This is a genomic window from Ammoniphilus soli (assembly GCF_040813775.1).
The window spans coordinates 24,860-39,620 of sequence record NZ_JBEGDL010000043.1; the positions used below are offsets into that span (position 1 = coordinate 24,860).

Below are 14,761 nucleotides of genomic sequence, written 5' to 3' on the forward strand. Positions count from 1 at the left end.
TTTTTTCTATCGACCTAACCAGCCACCATCAATAGCCAACAAATGCCCATGCATGTAGTTCGATGCATCCGACGCAAGATAAACAACGGCCCCTTTGAAATCGTCTGGATTTCCCCATCGATTTGCTGGAATTCGCTCCGTAATCTGCCTATTTCGATTCTCGTCCTGCAGTAAGGCTGTGTTCATTTCCGTTGCAATATAACCGGGAACTATAGCGTTTACATTTACGTTATGACGCGCCCATTCATTCGATAATGCCTTGGTTAGCTGAGCCACCCCCCCTTTCGCTGCAGCGTAAGCTGGAACAGTCAGCCCACCTTGAAAGGAAAGAAGAGAAGCCATGTTTATAATTTTGCCGCTCTCCTGGGAAACCATATATTGACCTGCTTGCTGGCAGAGGGTCCATACGGCTTTTAAATTCACACGTAACACATCGTCCCAATCTGTCTCCAAAAAGTTCACCGCCGGAGATCTGCGCTGTATACCTGCGTTGTTTACCAAAATGTCAACCTTGCCAAATTGGGTCACTACAGAAGGAATCGCATTTCTTACCTGTTCTGCATCCTCCAAATCACAAGGAATAATACGGCATGACCTGCCCATGTTTTCGATTTCTTCCTTCACCTCTATCTGTTGCGGTACTCGCTGAAGAAGTGCAATGTCTGCACCGGCTTCTGCTAAAGCCAAGGCCATCGCCCGCCCGATTCCCCTTGTCGGTCCTGTAATCGCTGCCACTTTACCTTCTAAACGAAACATGTTTAGTACCATCTGCTCTCTCTCCCTACGGCTTAATTAAGACTTTCAATGAATCGTCAGGATTTTCCATTAGAATAAATCCTTCCGCAATCTGCTCCAGGCTAAGCTCATGTGAAATAATAGGCGACACATCAATCCGTCCATTGGCCATGAACTGAATCGCAGTTTGGAAATCCGCCCTGCTGTAGCAGCGTGTTGTCATCAGTGATATTTCTCGAAAGTGCATGGCAGCCAAGTCAACTGATGGGGGTTGTTTAAATAAACTCACTACCACAATTTGCCCTTGTGTCCTGATCGTTTCAATCATTTGTTTCGCAGTAATCTGTGTACCCGCTACTTCAAAAACAACGTCTGCTCCCACCTTATTCGTAAGCGTTGCCACAACTTCACACACATTTTCTTTCTTCGCGTCAACCACAGTGAACCCTAGTTCCCGTGCTTTTTCCAAACGGTAGGGACTGATATCAGAAACAATGATCTGGCCTGCTCCTGCTTCTCTTGCTACTAGTCCGATTAGCAGCCCTATCGGTCCTCCACCCAGGATGACTGCGTTATCGCCTACTTTTAAATTTGATCTGCGGACGGTATGAACGGCGACCGCTAAAGGTTCCGTGACGGCTGCATGAGAGTCGCTTAATTCTTTGGGAATTCGATGCAGTCTCTGAAAAGGAACCTTTACATATTCGGCAAAGCCGCCATGGTAATCAATCCCAATAAGTCTTAACGTCCTGCAAACTTGAGTTTGTCCAGCCAGGCAGGCATCACAATTTCCACAATGCAGTGTTGGTTCTACTACGACCCTTTCTCCCAATTGGAAGGGAATATCTCCGTTCATGCTCACGATGACTCCACTAAACTCATGCCCCATCACTAAGGGGGCCTTCGCCCGCGGATGCTTTCCGTAGTAAATCATCATATCCGTACCGCAAATACCGGCATAGGACACCTGAAGCAATACTTCGCCTTCATGCAGCGTAGGCACCTCAAGTTCTTCTACTTCTATCATTTTTTCACCCAAATACCGTCCTGCTCTCATATAATTTTCCCTCCTCCTCACATGATCAAATTTGTTGTATACTTGTCGACAACTAGTCGAAAAATTTCCACTTGTGTACTTGTCGACAACTAGGAAAATTATAATCTATTCTGAAAAAAATGTAAATATAAAAAACTAGACACAGAATAAAACTTTATGCAAATCAATCCTTTGAGAAGTAGGCATTAATCACTGTATTTTTCGTGTCTTTAAAATGTTCTTGTACCAAGCGATTAATATATCCAACATCTTTTGAGCATAAAGCTTCAATCAATGCTCGATGCTTTGCTGGCAGAGAAAGAATTTCTTCTTTTTTCTCTAGAAACCGTTTTTCCGTGGCAACCAGTAATAGAGTTAAGACAATATGCCGTATTTGATCCCACATATGTAGAATTCTAAAATGATTTGCCTCTTTAATTATGTTTTCATGGAATAGGAGATCTGAATAGGAAAAATCTATATAATCACCATACTTCGCATTTAATTCCATTTTGTCAATAATTTGATAATATAAAGCCGCCTTCGTATCATCAAAATGGGCGACAATTCTCTGTAAAGCAAAGGACTCTAACAGAAATCGGACATCATACAACTCTTCAATATCTCGTTCATTCAACCCTAGAACCGTTGCTCCCATCCGTTCTAAACGGATCAGTCCCTCATTGGAAAGTACTTTTAATGCTTCCCTCACTGGGGAGCGACTTGTTCCAAAATCAGCGGCAATTTGATTTTCAGATAAAACAGTACCAGGATATATGCTCCCTTTTATTATTTGCAGCCTTAATTCACACGAAATCTTTTCTCCTAATGAAGCGCCTTGCAGCCATTTCGTTGGATAGTTCAGTGTTCTCACCTCTTTCTGTTTCATCAAAAACAAACTCTGTTTGAATAATTTTATCTTATCCATTTCTTGTATTCTAGTCCAGCACAAGATTCTTAAATCTGCGCTACTCTTCGCGAGCGATTTGCTTGATCCCATCCATCATCATCGGGCCAAGCTCAGAAGCAAATCCGCCAAGGAGCGCGAAGGCAATCGGTACGACAATCAGAGCTGTAAGAGCTGAGATCTTTTTGCTCATAATGAGATACATGAAAACTCCAACCATTAAGAAACCCAATCAGGAAAGCATAGTCATGATAAAATTGACTCCATTTTGTTCGCAAATCGGGAGGATGTCGATGCAAATTGTAGGAATAAAATGGTTTTTTGGGTTAAAACATTTAATGTTTTTTATGACCGCAATATTGGTCTGTAGCGATGGTAGAGGTATACTCTTTGTTAGAGCCCACGTTTAAATAGGGGATGGGTTTGTAGATAGAGATAGAAAGTTGGCTTTAAGTCAAGCCATTCATGGTAGGAGTTGTTGGTTTAGATAAGGAAAAGCAAGAGCAGGCCGATTGTCTGCTCTTGCTTTTTTATGCTTATCGAATACCGACAGGCGCAGTAAGTGCCGATCAAGAATTGCCGAGTACCGGCAGTCCTTTTCCTAACCTTTAGGCAGGTTCGGTAGATTTATTAAAGCTATAAGAAGGGGATAAGACTTCCTCCGTACTCTTAAGTAAATACGGGTCAATACTTCAAAAAGGCTTCAGCTTTTTTACTATTCCGCTATTGGGAGGATAGTTTATAAATCACGAATTATTCAACAGTTTTTCTACATTACTTTCTGGGTTGTTCTCTTATCGATATTAGAAGCATTTCTTGTTAAAGCAACGATAACGGGAGTTCAATAAGACAGACAAAAACAAAGAAGAGCTTCTTCATCAACATGGCAGTTGAGAGAAGCTCTTCTTTTGTGATTTTGATTGCGAATTTTAATGTGATTCTTATGGTGAAAACATTTCAAAAAAGCGCTGAAAAATAGACTGTGAATAGCCTTGCTTGCACTTCTAAACGGAACCCGTTAAGGTAAGACCTCATACTCTTATTTCTGTTAGATATCATAATTATAACTAGAACCCTATAGAATAACATACATTCGCTAGGTCATTTTTTATCGAGTTTACTTTTGGGTTTGGGAGATCTCATTCACGATTTGAGTCAGCGCTTCACGGATTGGCGTTACGGAACGACCCAGCAGCTTTTCGAAGTCGTTGCTCTCCACCTCCAACGCGCCGTCACGAATGCCCTTCTGGATTTCTGCGAGAATAGGAATGACGAATTCCGGTACCCCCGCTCCTTTCATGATGCCGGCATACGTGGCGTCATCGACCTGCTGCACAGGTACTTCTTTCCCCAATACAGTGCCGAGAGCAGATGCCAGCTCTTCTTGAGTCATCAGCTTTCCGGAAAGTTCGTAGATGGTATTTTCATGTCCGTTCCCTGCCAATACTGCCGCTGCCGCCTCCGCATAATCTTGCCGCGATGCCCATCCTACTTTTCCGGAACCCGCTGAAGTTACCCAAGGCGCTCCTGCCATCACACCTTGAATGCTTCCCATCTCGTTCTCCAAGTACCAGTTGTTTCGCAAAAAGGAGTAAGGAATCCCCGTTTTCAAGATCGCTTCTTCTGTTGCACGGTGAACAGGAGCCAGGAATATCGTGCTTTCGCTTGCATTCCCTAAACTGGTATAAGCAATAAATCCAACTTGTGCACGCTCGGCCGCAGCTACCGCATTAGTATGCTGTCGAATTCTTGTTTCGTTGTCCCCATCCGCGGATATGATTAATAGGCGGTCTACACCTGAAAAAGCAGAATCCAATGTTTCCGGACGGTCAAAATCTCCGTGCCGAACTTCTACTCCCCGTGCCCTTAGTCCTTCCGCTTTCTCTGGATTTCGAACACTGACAGCGAGTTGACTCGCTGGTACAGACTTCAATAGCGTCTCAACCACCTTCGTTCCTAATTTCCCTGTCGCACCTGTGACTAACATTTTCATCGTTTATTCCTCCCAACATGTTTGTTGTAACATTTTATGTTATAACAGGAATGGTTATAACAAGTTTATAAAATAAAAGCTCTTAAAGAGCTCTCATTTATTTGAACCTAGCGGTCAGTTGGCTCAACGTCGTTTGGGCCAACCTGTTTTCCATAGCGGATTGAGCTTCCTTCAATTCGGATTGGAGAACCATCTCAATGTTCCTCCCAACGGGGCAAAGAACATTCGGTTCTTCGTGAATTCGAAATAATTGGTTCTCTTCCGTTACATTCACAGCCCGATAAATATCAAGAAGCGTAATTTGGTCAGGACTCTTGAGTAAAGAAGCGCCTCCTACACCGGGACGTACTTCCAATAAACCCGCCTTCTTCAACATTCCCATAATTCTTCGAATGATGACGGGATTCGTATTTACGCTGCCCGCAATGAAGTCCCCGGTACAATCGTTCGAGCACACAGAAATCAGGGAAAGGATATGAACAGCAATCGAAAAGCGGGTGCTTATCTGCTTCAATTGAACCACCACCGTTGTAACCATTATAGTTATATCCATTAAGAAAAGTCAAGTTCATAGATGAAAACTGCTATAGCAATCTGTCCATTCAGTAAGATGCCCCTCACGAAAACCACTGAGATCAAGATGTCTGGCTGCTCTTTTTCCCTTGTGACTCTTGGACTAACGGATGTCTAACTGACTGCACCTTATCCCCCCCTATTTTTTACATATCACTCAGCCTTTAAGATACAGAAAAGAGTGCTTCTCAGCACTCTTTATGGAACTTCAATGTCAACGGAACATTAATCCATTACGTTTGAATGAATTCCTTCAGCTTTTCCAGGGTGACCCGATGAATAAAGGCAGAGAATTTTTCTTTCTTCTTCCCGTTTTCTTTAAAATAGGTAACCAAACGAAGCGTTATCGGAATGAGTTGATCCTGGGGTACGTTCGATACCAATAATTGAGCAAGGGTAGCTTTAAGGGTTTTCCCCTCCCCTCCAATAAAAATATCAAACGTGTTCCTCATCTTTACAATGCCTATATCTTTAAATAGAGGTTCTCCCGTCGCTAGCGCACATCCTGAATAGCCAATCCTTAAGGGGTAAGGAACTTCAATTCCGGCAATGGCATCATCCAACTCCTTTGCGATCTTTAAACCGGCCTCTTCCGCTCCTTTGCAAAAGTTACAGGTAATTAAACTTTTTGTAAAGAATCCTGAAGGGTAAATTTCCAGTCCTATAGCTTTTAGTTGGACCATTACCTCTTCCAAACGTTCTTCCTCCATTTCGATATAAAGCTGCTTAAACGTGGTGAGTTCAATTTTAGCTTCTTCCCCGACTACAGCACCCAGCTTAATCAATTGATCTGGATGAAAGACCGTTCCTCCCACACCAAATCCCGGAGTCACAGCAAACTTTTTTAGGCCCATGACAACCCTCTCCTTCCTTTATGCATTTGCCGATAGTCCATCAAAAGAAGTTGATAATCGAAATCTTATTTCATATATCAATAATACATTACCCCCCTACCCTATGTAAAGAGGTAAATTTAAAATATTTTCCAACTGATATTTTGATCTGGAAATTAGGAAGTCACCCTATACTTCAAAACAAAAAGGAACAGCGAAGGAACACTGCTCCTGAGCAAATACCACTTACTCCGTTTTTGCTATCTCGTTGCCTATTCGGTAGGACAGGTCTTCAAGAACTGCTACCTCATGCTTTCCTCTACGAAGTTTGATCTGCAGCCATCGTTCGCTTCGATGGCTTATCCCAGCCACCGCAAGAAAATCGTAGCTGTCGCCACGATAAGCGCACCGCCTAATCTTGTAGACACTTGGGCAAAGGGCATCAGCTCCATCCGCTCCGCAGCTGTGAGGATCGCCAAATCCCCTGTTCCCCCCTGAGCGCTATGACAAGAAGTCACTATGGCTGCTTCAATCGGGTACATATTCAAGAGCTTCCCCGCAAAAAAGCCGACAATCACCATCGTCAGCACCGTTAGAAAAATCGTAATCAAATATGCCGGCTGGAAAACGGATACAATCTTCTCCCATGGCGTCATGGACACTCCAACTGCAAATAATAGGGGATAGGTCACAACAACCGCAAAGAATCGGTAAACCATGTATGCTCCGTGTTCAAGCTCCGCTGGGAACCATCCCAGAGCCTTCACGGCAGATACGGCAAAAAGAAGGATGATCGGCCCTGGAATCCCGATCGTGAAACTGGCATATACGCCTAGCAAATAAAAGCCTGCTGCTGCGCTAATGGCCGCGCCCATTTGTTCGAAATCAATCGGCTTCTCCTTTCCAATCGCATGCGAGTGTGAATCATCGCCTGTTTTGAGCAGCGCTCCATCCCCCGAATATTCCGGTTTCCTTTTGCCTAAATACTTTAATCCACCGGCCAAAACAACAGCCGATAAACTGCCTAGCATGACAGCCGGCAGGATCTGCGCAAAAAGTTCATCTTGGCTGGCTCCAAGGATTTCCGCGTAAGCCATCGACAAGGGGATCGCCCCTTCCCCCACGCCGCCGGCCATAACGGGCACCACAATGAAGAAAAACGTTTGATAAGGATTGATCCCGAACATCGCCCCTACCCCAATACCTACGGCAATGCCGGCCACAGAAGCCACGACCAAGGGCAAAAACAGTTTGATGAAAGCCCGAATCAAAAGATGCCTGTCCATTCCCAGGATGCTTCCCAAAATAATGATAGAAATAAACACATAAAGAAAATTGGACGATTCCATAAAGTGGCTTACTGTTTCTATGGCTGATTCTGGAATGTAGGAGCGAAAAGCCAGATAGGACGGGAGAAAGGTAGCCAGAATGGCTCCCCCGCCAATCCCTTTTAATATAGGGATTCTTTTGCCGATCTCTCCTAATAGAAAGCCGGAAAGCATCATGATCGAGATCGCGCCAAACATGTCATTTGGCAATTGTTCATTTTGAAGCAGGATCAACATTATAACCAATGAAGGAATATAAACGACAAGAGGTATGATACCGATTTTAAAATTCAAGAATTTATCCATCCATTTCCCCCCTGATGTGGTTTACATATGGTATTCTTCGCCGATGGTTTTCTGCCTATACGCATTTCCATCCTGTATACATGCAATAAATGGTTTTGGGGGATAATACTGGGAACAAATTGAGATCCAGTGAGGAGGGATGGCCTTGCATCGTTTTTTTTCTAGGAAGAAAAAGCAGAGTTTGAACGATGGTTCATCAAAAGGTCCACATGAGCCCTTTGAAATTGAAGTCTATGAGAATCTCGACAAAAATATTGACACCATAAAAAAGATGCTGCATTCACCTAGCGATTTGGTTACGCGCCCTTTCACCATCGGAAGAACCAGCCGCCGCTGTGCGGTCATAAGCATTGATGGATTAACCGACAAGGATCTCATAAATAGGTTAGTGGTGAGAAATATTCAGCAAGCGGGAAGACAGTTGGAAGAAAACCACTCGTCCGATGCATGGGGACTCCTCAATAAGATCGAGGAATCCATCCTTTCCGTTACGGAGACAAAAAGGGTCCAGACCTTGGATGACATTTCGTTGGCTATATTGGATGGGGATTCGGCCTTATTTGTGGATGGGACCGATCAGGTCATTATCATCGGCAGCAAAGGGTGGGCCAGCAGAGGAGTCGAAGAGCCAGTAACCGAAGCGCTCGTCCGGGGGCCAAGAGACGGCTTTACCGAAAGCATCCGCACGAACACGGCTTTGATCCGAAGGAGAGTTCGAGATCCCAATTTGCGTTTTGATTCCTACAAGGTGGGAAGAAGATCAAAGAAGGACCTGATTGTCGCTTATATCGACGGAATTGTGAATCCCAGCCTTGTAGAAGAAGTCCAACGCCGCGTGAAGACCATTGATTTGGATGATGCAGAAGAATCGGGCTTGATTGAGCAGTGGATTGAGGATAGCTTCCTCTCTCCTTTTCCGCAACTCCAGCATACAGAAAGGCCGGATAAAGTAGGATCTGCCCTCACTCAAGGCCGGCTCGCGATCCTATTGGACGGTACCCCATTCGTGCTTATTGCGCCGGTGACCTTAAACTCGATGCTGCAAAGCCCGGAAGATTACTACGAGCGGTGGCACATTGGAACTTTGCTTCGCCTTTTGAGATTTGCTGCTGCTTTCATAGCTTTATTTTTGCCTGCGCTCTATGTTGCCCTGCTTACCTATCACCCGGGGATGATTCCTTCCAAAATCGTCTTCTCCCTGGCAGAGGCGAGAGAAGGCGTACCCTTTCCTGCCGTCGTAGAAGCACTGATGATGGAAGCGACGCTGGAATTGCTTCGTGAAGCGGGGATCCGTTTGCCGAAACCCATTGGCCAAACCATTGGGATTGTAGGGGGCTTGGTTATTGGCGAAGCGGCCGTATCGGCGGGAATCGTTAGTCCCATCATGGTCATCGTAGTAGCCATTACAGCCATTGCGTCCTTCGCGCTTCCTTCTTACGACATTGCGATCCCCCTTCGCATGTTGCGTTTTGGACTCATTCTTGCGGCATCGATCTATGGCTTGTTCGGGATTATTCTAGTTTATATCATGATCAATATTCACTTAGTGCGGTTAAAGAGCTTCGGGGTGCCCTTTACGGCACCCTTTGCGCCACAATTCACCCATGATTTCAGGGACGTAATAATAAGGGTACCCTTAATGTTTTTGAGACGGAGGCCTCAAGTCCTTCAGACAGACGATAAAGTTCGAATAGGCAAGGGAGGGAAACGTTCTTGAAATCCTTTGAATATGGAGATCAGGAAGTCGGCCATAAGGTATTGGCATATGCCGTGCTATCGATTATCCTTGGAATAGGCATATTGACCCTTCCCCGCATGATTGCCGGGGTGACGAAAGGAAGCGACGGATGGATCGGCATCCTGCTAGGAGGGTTGATCAGCCTGGCGTTTTTGCTGGCATCCATGCGATTAGCCAGCCGCTTCCCACGCAAGAGCTACTACGATATGGCCAGTTCCATCATTGGCAAACCGGCAGCTGCCATCATCATCTTTTTTCTGGCCCTGTACAATTTATCTTTTTGCGCTTACGAAACGAGAGCCGTAAGCGTGATCGCCAGGACCTACTTATTTGAGAAAACGCCTCTTGAAATGATCGTCTTGGTTTTCCTTCTGGTTTTGGTCTATGGGGTATCCGGCCCGTCTACTGATCTGTTGCGGCTTAATATGATGTTCACGCCAATCGTGTTTACTATTGCCGTGTTGGTTATCCTCATGAATTACAGGTTCTTTGAGCTGAATAATTTAAAACCCCTATTCACATCCAGTGTTCGGGGGTACGTAACGGCTACGAAATTCACGATTTACTCTTACTTGGGTTATAGCTTAGTCATCCTTTTCTATAATCCTCTCGTCAGACAGCATCAGCCCAAGCAAGCGCTCAAGATGTACGCTTGGTCGATCATCTTGATTATGATTTTGTATCAGGCTTTTTTCCTCGCTTCTTTGGCTGTATTCACCCATGATGGAACGGCTCAAATCATACACCCTGCGATTGAATTAGCCAAGCAGATTGAAGTTCCTGGGCAGTTTTTTGAACGTCTTGAATCAGTCTTTTTTACGATCTGGGTGATGACCGTTTTCAACACAGCAGCGATGGCCTTTGACATGGGCATACTTGCTTTGCGATCCCTATTCAAGAAAGCCAAAAGGATGAGGCTGGTTCTTATCTTATCGCCTATTATTTATATTGCCAGTATGGCCCCGCCGAATCAAATCAGCTATTTTAAAGCGGAAGAGATTATTGCTTACGCGGGCATGGTTTTATGCATGGGGACACCTCTCGCCCTATTGATGATTGCTAGAGTAAGGGGGATTAAGGAGGATGCTTAATAAGGTTATCCTATCTCTCCTATCGCTGCTTTTTACCCTGCTGGCTTCCGGTTGCTGGGACCGCGTGGAAATTGAGGACCGCGGATTTGTGGTTGGCGTCGCGATCGATAAAGCAAAAAAACAGGACAATAAAAACGAATCCAAAGATAGGCCTAAAGGAAAAAGACGCTATCTCGTGACCTACCAATTTGCCATTCCTGCCGGATTGGGGGGTGGCAAGGCAGAGGGAGGCAGCGGGACAAAGGCTTACTTCAACCTGACTAGCGAAGGGTATGCCATGATGGAAGTAAACAAAATCCTGGCCAGCCGCTCCAGTCGTTCCCCTTATATGGAACACCTTCAACTCATTGTCATATCTGATGAGATTGTTAAGGAGAGCCGACGATTCCAGGATATTCTTGATTTTTACATTCGACACCCTGAAATGAGACGAGGGACCTATTTGGCGATTACCAAAGGAAGTGCAAAAGATGTATTGGCAGTGGAAAATCCGAGCGAAAAGCTGCCTGTCATGTATTTAATATCCCTCATGAATAATTACAGAGAAACAGGCACGATGCATGAGCCTGTGAAAATAGGTGATATTCACGCGCATTTGCTATCAGGCAGCGGTTATGTAATTCCAAGGCTGATGGTTCAACCGACCGAAGTGAAGTCGGCAGGAGCAGCCGCGTTTCGAGGATATGACAACCGATTAGCCGGATGGCTTGACGAAGAGGAAACCGAGGGATTAAATTTCCTTAACGGTGAGATAAGCGGTGGCATTACCATAGCTAAATTCGGAGATAATCTGGTGTTATATGAAATTACAAGGGCAAAGCGAGAGATTAAGGTGGATACTTCTGATCAACACAGACTGAAAGTGACATTTGAAGTAAAGACAGAAGGAATGATCCATGAGACGCTAGAAATGGAAGATCTACTGAAGCTCGCAACCATTGAAGACATCCAAAAGCAAGTTGATAAGGAAATTGTAAGAATTTGCACGGAAACCATTGAAAAACTCCAAAAAGATTTTAAAGTCGATGTCCTCGGTCTGGGTGAACACCTTGCCGGCGACCATCCCCGTCTGTGGGAGAAAATAAAAAAAGATTGGGATCGAGGGAATCATTTATTTTCCGATGTAAAAATTGAGGTGAAAAGCAACGCCATCATTCGCAACGCCGGAATTGTCAATCAAACGGAAAAACAACTAGATTAGGTGGGTGGATATGTTTATCTTGCAAACAATATGGGGACACCTCCCTCACGGGCTTGTTTTCTTAGGCGCCATTTTATCCTTCGCCATCCCATGGATGGTCTATAAGACGAACCGCAAAATTCACCAATATGGCGACCCGCCATGGAAAACGGAGGAGGATTCTGAATTAGATTAAGGGATGGGGTAAAAAAGCAGGCATTCTGCCTGCTTTTTTACTTTCTACTATAAATACCACCATCAAGAACGGCAGTCATTAATTATCTCTTTATGAAGAATATCCTATTCTTCTCTTTTTTTCTCTTTCTCTTCCTCTTTCTCTTTCTTCATTTCTTCATGCATCTTCTCTTTCTCTTTTTTTAGTTGTTCACGTTTTTTCTCTTCCTCTTTTTTCATTTCTTCCTCTTTTTTCATTTCTTCCTGCTTTTTCTTTTCCTCTTCTCTGATATGTTCTTCATTTGCCTTTTGTGTTTCCCTATTAAACTCTTCAAAATCCTTACTAGCTTCATTGCTTATTTTGACTTGCTTTTTCGTCAACTCTTCCTCCAGCTTGGAGATCTCACGATCAGCTTCTTCCTGAGAAATTTGACCAGAATCCTGCTTGGATTCAACGTTCGCTACCTTTTCCTGATATTTTGCATCAGCGTCCACTAGTTTTTCCATTTTCTTATTTAGTTTTTCCGTAAGTTTCACGACATTTTTTTGTATGGACTCTTTCGCTTCTTCATCTTCAAATTGAGTCAATACAAGGCTTAAAGAATCTAGATTTTGTGAAAACTGGTTTTCAATTTCCTTATGTACCTCATTCGTTCCTGTTAGCTTAACCGCATTTTCATCTACTGTATTATCATTCTCAGGCTCATTTTCATTATCATTGTAAACCATAGCCAGTTCTTGTTGCTCTAATGCTTTATGCAATACCTCTTGGGCGGAATCTTCTTTTCCTTCTTCAATTAATGCGGCTGCTTCTTTGATTCGTTCCCTGGCAATTTCAGCGATAAGTTGAGCTTTCTCCACATCATCGAAAGCCAATGATAGTTGGATTTGTTCCATAATTGCTTTAAAAAAGTAGAAAAAATCTCCCGGAACTAAAGTAGGTGCTTCCGATTCATTCGTGATTTGCTCATTCTCCACGATGTTGTTTGTATTGCTTGCAACTTCATCGTTTCCATCAGCATATACTCCCATTGCCCCTGCATTCATTGCTAAAACCATTGCCAGAACACTTGTTGCCAATACATGGCGAACCTTTTTATCCCATTTGATCATGTTATAAACTCCTCCTAAGACATGCTGTAATTTACGATTCGGTTCCTTCCTTTGGTTTGTGTCTGTACAAAAGAAAATTTTCCAATAAATTATTAGAATGAGAATATAGGTCCGTCTATTTAAGCAAAGTAATTTGAAGAAAAATCTAAACAACAAATTTCGACAACATCACTTATATCAATAAATGTAAATGGTTAAGCTAATTTACAAAGACAACCTTATAGGAGTGTTTCGTCGTGAAGATTTTTGAGACCTTAAAAGATACATTTGCTCCTCTTATGGATGGAGAAAAGGCACCATTGCATGTAGGTGAAGTGATGCATCTATGGTCATTCCTTGATAATACAGAACTTATCATACGTCTTGACCAGATTGCCTATAATACGACGGAAGATCCAGAGTTAAAAGTCAAACTAGACGAATTAATTAATCAAGTTAACAAGCCAATCGCAGAAGAAATAAAGGAATTTTTGATAAAAGAAAGCATTCCCTTACCAAAATCCACTCCAGAAAAGCCCTTGTCGGCCCATCACCAAATCCACGCGGGCATTAAACTGACCGATGAGGAAATTGCCAACCTCGTTGCGTACAACTTAGTTGAGAGCATACGCGCTGCTGTTTTGTCAATTACTGATTCTACAAGAGTTGATGTAGCTTTAATGTTTGCTAAATTTCAAATAAAGAAGATGAATTTTTCAATTACATTTAAACCTTTAATGGAAAAACGAGGTTGGTTAAACGAACCAGCCTATTATACTGGACGATAAGGGATGTGAAAGACATGAATTATTTTGAAGTATTTAAAGATGCTTTTGTTCCTTTCATAGATGGAAAAAAGAAACCTCTCAATGTCGGGGAAGTCATGAATTTATGGTTTTACTTGATCGGAACCAACCAGACCCTGCGCATTGATCAAATTGCATTTAACACAACTAAAGATGCGGAATTGAAAGCGAAATTGGAAGAAGTCATAAATGAGGTCCATAATCCCATGATTAAAGAGCTTACTATGTTCTTTAAACAAGAAGGTATTCCTCTCCCTGAAACAACCCCTGAGAAGCCCTTTGATCATGGCCTCAAGGAATTACCAAATGAAATCAAGATGACCGATGAGGAAATTGCGAATCTCCTTGTTTATAATTTATTTATTGGAATAAACGCTGCCGTTAGGGGGCTTACGGAATCTGTTCGTGCCGATGTAGGTATGATGTTCACGAAATATCAAATGATGAAGGTCACATATGCGATTACTTTAAAGGATCTTATGAAAAAACGAGGATGGTTACATGTTCCGCCATATTATCTCTCTCAATAACAGCCAGTGCCGTACGTACTGGTCTTTTTCTTTTATAAAGAAAATCAAATGTGATAATCTTCCCTTTTTGAGCTATTCTCCCCTACCAACTAACTTAATCCTTATTAAAGATTACTGGTTTAGCGGAATAACAAAGAACGGATGCCGATTAAGCATCCGTGATATTACGCAATCGATACCCTTTAGTTAAGCAATTGTATTGGTTATTTATTTCTTTTGACAAAATAGAGGAGCCGTTAGGCTCCTAGAAAAATCGTTTATATACTCTCTTCGACGCTCTCCACGTAACTGAGCATAAATTTGAGAACTGACCGAATTTTCCTATTATTATCCTCTATCGTGGGCTAATTCATCTCTGCTGGGTGCAGTTGGCGGCTGTTCCATCCAACCATTGTCGATCATGATGTTTACTCCATCCTCAGCATATTGTCCAACCTCT

General features: G+C 43.2%; 17 protein-coding genes. 7 read left to right on the forward strand and 10 right to left on the reverse strand.

The window, feature by feature from the left end; all coding sequences use genetic code 11:
• Positions 1 to 6 precede the first annotated feature (6 nt).
• From ABLT31_RS33935 to ABLT31_RS33950, 4 genes are all read right to left on the reverse strand, one after another.
• Positions 7 to 768: an SDR family oxidoreductase gene (locus ABLT31_RS33935; RefSeq protein WP_367760067.1), complete on the reverse strand. Its 762-nt coding sequence runs from the start codon at positions 766 to 768 to the stop codon at positions 7 to 9.
• A 13-nt stretch (positions 769 to 781) separates the two neighbouring features.
• Positions 782 to 1,792, reverse strand: coding sequence for a zinc-dependent alcohol dehydrogenase (locus ABLT31_RS33940; protein ID WP_367760069.1), 1,011 nt, complete (start codon positions 1,790 to 1,792; stop codon positions 782 to 784).
• Between the two features lie 163 nt (positions 1,793 to 1,955).
• The gene (locus ABLT31_RS33945; RefSeq protein ID WP_367760095.1) at positions 1,956 to 2,636 is read right to left on the reverse strand and encodes a GntR family transcriptional regulator; all 681 of its coding nucleotides are present in this window, start codon (positions 2,634 to 2,636) and stop codon (positions 1,956 to 1,958) included.
• Positions 2,637 to 2,739: 103 nt separating this feature from the next.
• Entirely contained in the window at positions 2,740 to 2,871 is a 132-nt protein-coding gene (locus tag ABLT31_RS33950; RefSeq protein WP_367760098.1) for a hypothetical protein, read from the reverse strand.
• Between the two features lie 272 nt (positions 2,872 to 3,143).
• On the opposite strand from ABLT31_RS33950, the gene ABLT31_RS33955 reads away from it, so the two are divergent.
• Complete coding sequence (locus ABLT31_RS33955; protein ID WP_367760071.1) at positions 3,144 to 3,290, forward strand: hypothetical protein; 147 nt, start codon at positions 3,144 to 3,146, stop codon at positions 3,288 to 3,290.
• Positions 3,291 to 3,795: 505 nt separating this feature from the next.
• Here ABLT31_RS33955 and ABLT31_RS33960 read toward each other — a convergent pair.
• The 4 genes from ABLT31_RS33960 to ABLT31_RS33975 all read right to left on the reverse strand — a co-directional run bounded on the left by ABLT31_RS33960 (position 3,796) and on the right by ABLT31_RS33975 (position 7,711).
• Positions 3,796 to 4,671, reverse strand: a complete 876-nt coding sequence (locus ABLT31_RS33960) for an SDR family oxidoreductase (RefSeq protein ID WP_367760073.1) — start codon at positions 4,669 to 4,671, stop codon at positions 3,796 to 3,798.
• A gap of 97 nt (positions 4,672 to 4,768) precedes the next feature.
• Complete coding sequence (locus ABLT31_RS33965; RefSeq protein ID WP_367760075.1) at positions 4,769 to 5,224, reverse strand: Rrf2 family transcriptional regulator; 456 nt, start codon at positions 5,222 to 5,224, stop codon at positions 4,769 to 4,771.
• A gap of 253 nt (positions 5,225 to 5,477) precedes the next feature.
• Positions 5,478 to 6,098 (reverse strand): nitrite reductase, encoded by a 621-nt coding sequence (locus ABLT31_RS33970; RefSeq protein ID WP_367760077.1) that lies wholly within the window; start codon positions 6,096 to 6,098, stop codon positions 5,478 to 5,480.
• A gap of 338 nt (positions 6,099 to 6,436) precedes the next feature.
• Positions 6,437 to 7,711: a 2-hydroxycarboxylate transporter family protein gene (locus tag ABLT31_RS33975; RefSeq protein WP_367760079.1), complete on the reverse strand. Its 1,275-nt coding sequence runs from the start codon at positions 7,709 to 7,711 to the stop codon at positions 6,437 to 6,439.
• A gap of 139 nt (positions 7,712 to 7,850) precedes the next feature.
• Here ABLT31_RS33975 and ABLT31_RS33980 point away from each other — a divergent pair, with 139 nt between their 5' ends.
• From ABLT31_RS33980 to ABLT31_RS33995, 4 genes are read left to right on the forward strand one after another with little or no spacing between them, the layout of a single operon-like run.
• A complete protein-coding gene (locus ABLT31_RS33980) occupies positions 7,851 to 9,428 on the forward strand; it encodes a spore germination protein (protein WP_462976574.1) in 1,578 nt (525 codons plus the stop codon).
• Positions 9,425 to 10,540, forward strand: coding sequence for a GerAB/ArcD/ProY family transporter (locus tag ABLT31_RS33985; protein WP_367760083.1), 1,116 nt, complete (start codon positions 9,425 to 9,427; stop codon positions 10,538 to 10,540). Before ABLT31_RS33980 ends, ABLT31_RS33985 begins: the two co-directional genes overlap by 4 nt.
• Positions 10,533 to 11,741 carry a Ger(x)C family spore germination protein gene (locus ABLT31_RS33990; protein ID WP_367760085.1) on the forward strand — a complete coding sequence of 403 codons (1,209 nt, stop codon included), beginning with the start codon at positions 10,533 to 10,535 and terminating at the stop codon, positions 11,739 to 11,741. Before ABLT31_RS33985 ends, ABLT31_RS33990 begins: the two co-directional genes overlap by 8 nt.
• Before the next feature lie 10 nt (positions 11,742 to 11,751).
• Positions 11,752 to 11,916, forward strand: a complete 165-nt coding sequence (locus tag ABLT31_RS33995) for a hypothetical protein (protein WP_367760087.1) — start codon at positions 11,752 to 11,754, stop codon at positions 11,914 to 11,916.
• 104 nt (positions 11,917 to 12,020) lie between these two features.
• Here ABLT31_RS33995 and ABLT31_RS34000 read toward each other — a convergent pair whose 3' ends face one another.
• A complete protein-coding gene (locus ABLT31_RS34000) occupies positions 12,021 to 13,007 on the reverse strand; it encodes a DUF5667 domain-containing protein (RefSeq protein WP_367760089.1) in 987 nt (328 codons plus the stop codon).
• 236 nt (positions 13,008 to 13,243) lie between these two features.
• Between ABLT31_RS34000 and ABLT31_RS34005 the strand changes: the two genes are divergently transcribed.
• Together ABLT31_RS34005 and ABLT31_RS34010 are read left to right on the forward strand one after the other, a co-directional pair.
• Positions 13,244 to 13,774: a DUF3231 family protein gene (locus ABLT31_RS34005; RefSeq protein WP_367760091.1), complete on the forward strand. Its 531-nt coding sequence runs from the start codon at positions 13,244 to 13,246 to the stop codon at positions 13,772 to 13,774.
• A 14-nt stretch (positions 13,775 to 13,788) separates the two neighbouring features.
• Positions 13,789 to 14,322 carry a DUF3231 family protein gene (locus tag ABLT31_RS34010; RefSeq protein ID WP_367760093.1) on the forward strand — a complete coding sequence of 178 codons (534 nt, stop codon included), beginning with the start codon at positions 13,789 to 13,791 and terminating at the stop codon, positions 14,320 to 14,322.
• A 327-nt stretch (positions 14,323 to 14,649) separates the two neighbouring features.
• On the opposite strand, the gene ABLT31_RS34015 is transcribed toward ABLT31_RS34010, so the two are convergent.
• On the reverse strand, positions 14,650 to 14,761 hold a 112-nt coding region (locus ABLT31_RS34015; protein WP_367760096.1), incomplete at its 5' end, for a DUF3231 family protein.

Excerpts from the sequence above, each read along its gene's own strand:
- ABLT31_RS33960 (WP_367760073.1), bottom strand. The coding sequence starts at position 4,671 with ATGAAAATGTTAGTCACAGGTGCGACAGGGAAATTAGGAACGAAGGTG.
- ABLT31_RS33980 (WP_462976574.1), top strand. The coding sequence starts at position 7,851 with ATGGCCTTGCATCGTTTTTTTTCTAGGAAGAAAAAGCAGAGTTTGAAC.
- ABLT31_RS33955 (WP_367760071.1), top strand. The coding sequence starts at position 3,144 with ATGGTAGGAGTTGTTGGTTTAGATAAGGAAAAGCAAGAGCAGGCCGAT.
- ABLT31_RS34010 (WP_367760093.1), top strand. The coding sequence starts at position 13,789 with ATGAATTATTTTGAAGTATTTAAAGATGCTTTTGTTCCTTTCATAGAT.
- ABLT31_RS33935 (WP_367760067.1), bottom strand. The coding sequence starts at position 768 with ATGGTACTAAACATGTTTCGTTTAGAAGGTAAAGTGGCAGCGATTACA.
- ABLT31_RS33995 (WP_367760087.1), top strand. The coding sequence starts at position 11,752 with ATGTTTATCTTGCAAACAATATGGGGACACCTCCCTCACGGGCTTGTT.
- ABLT31_RS33990 (WP_367760085.1), top strand. The coding sequence starts at position 10,533 with ATGCTTAATAAGGTTATCCTATCTCTCCTATCGCTGCTTTTTACCCTG.
- ABLT31_RS33975 (WP_367760079.1), bottom strand. The coding sequence starts at position 7,711 with ATGGATAAATTCTTGAATTTTAAAATCGGTATCATACCTCTTGTCGTT.
- ABLT31_RS33950 (WP_367760098.1), bottom strand. The coding sequence starts at position 2,871 with ATGAGCAAAAAGATCTCAGCTCTTACAGCTCTGATTGTCGTACCGATT.
- ABLT31_RS33965 (WP_367760075.1), bottom strand. The coding sequence starts at position 5,224 with ATGGATATAACTATAATGGTTACAACGGTGGTGGTTCAATTGAAGCAG.
- ABLT31_RS33940 (WP_367760069.1), bottom strand. The coding sequence starts at position 1,792 with ATGAGAGCAGGACGGTATTTGGGTGAAAAAATGATAGAAGTAGAAGAA.
- ABLT31_RS33970 (WP_367760077.1), bottom strand. The coding sequence starts at position 6,098 with ATGGGCCTAAAAAAGTTTGCTGTGACTCCGGGATTTGGTGTGGGAGGA.
- ABLT31_RS34000 (WP_367760089.1), bottom strand. The coding sequence starts at position 13,007 with ATGATCAAATGGGATAAAAAGGTTCGCCATGTATTGGCAACAAGTGTT.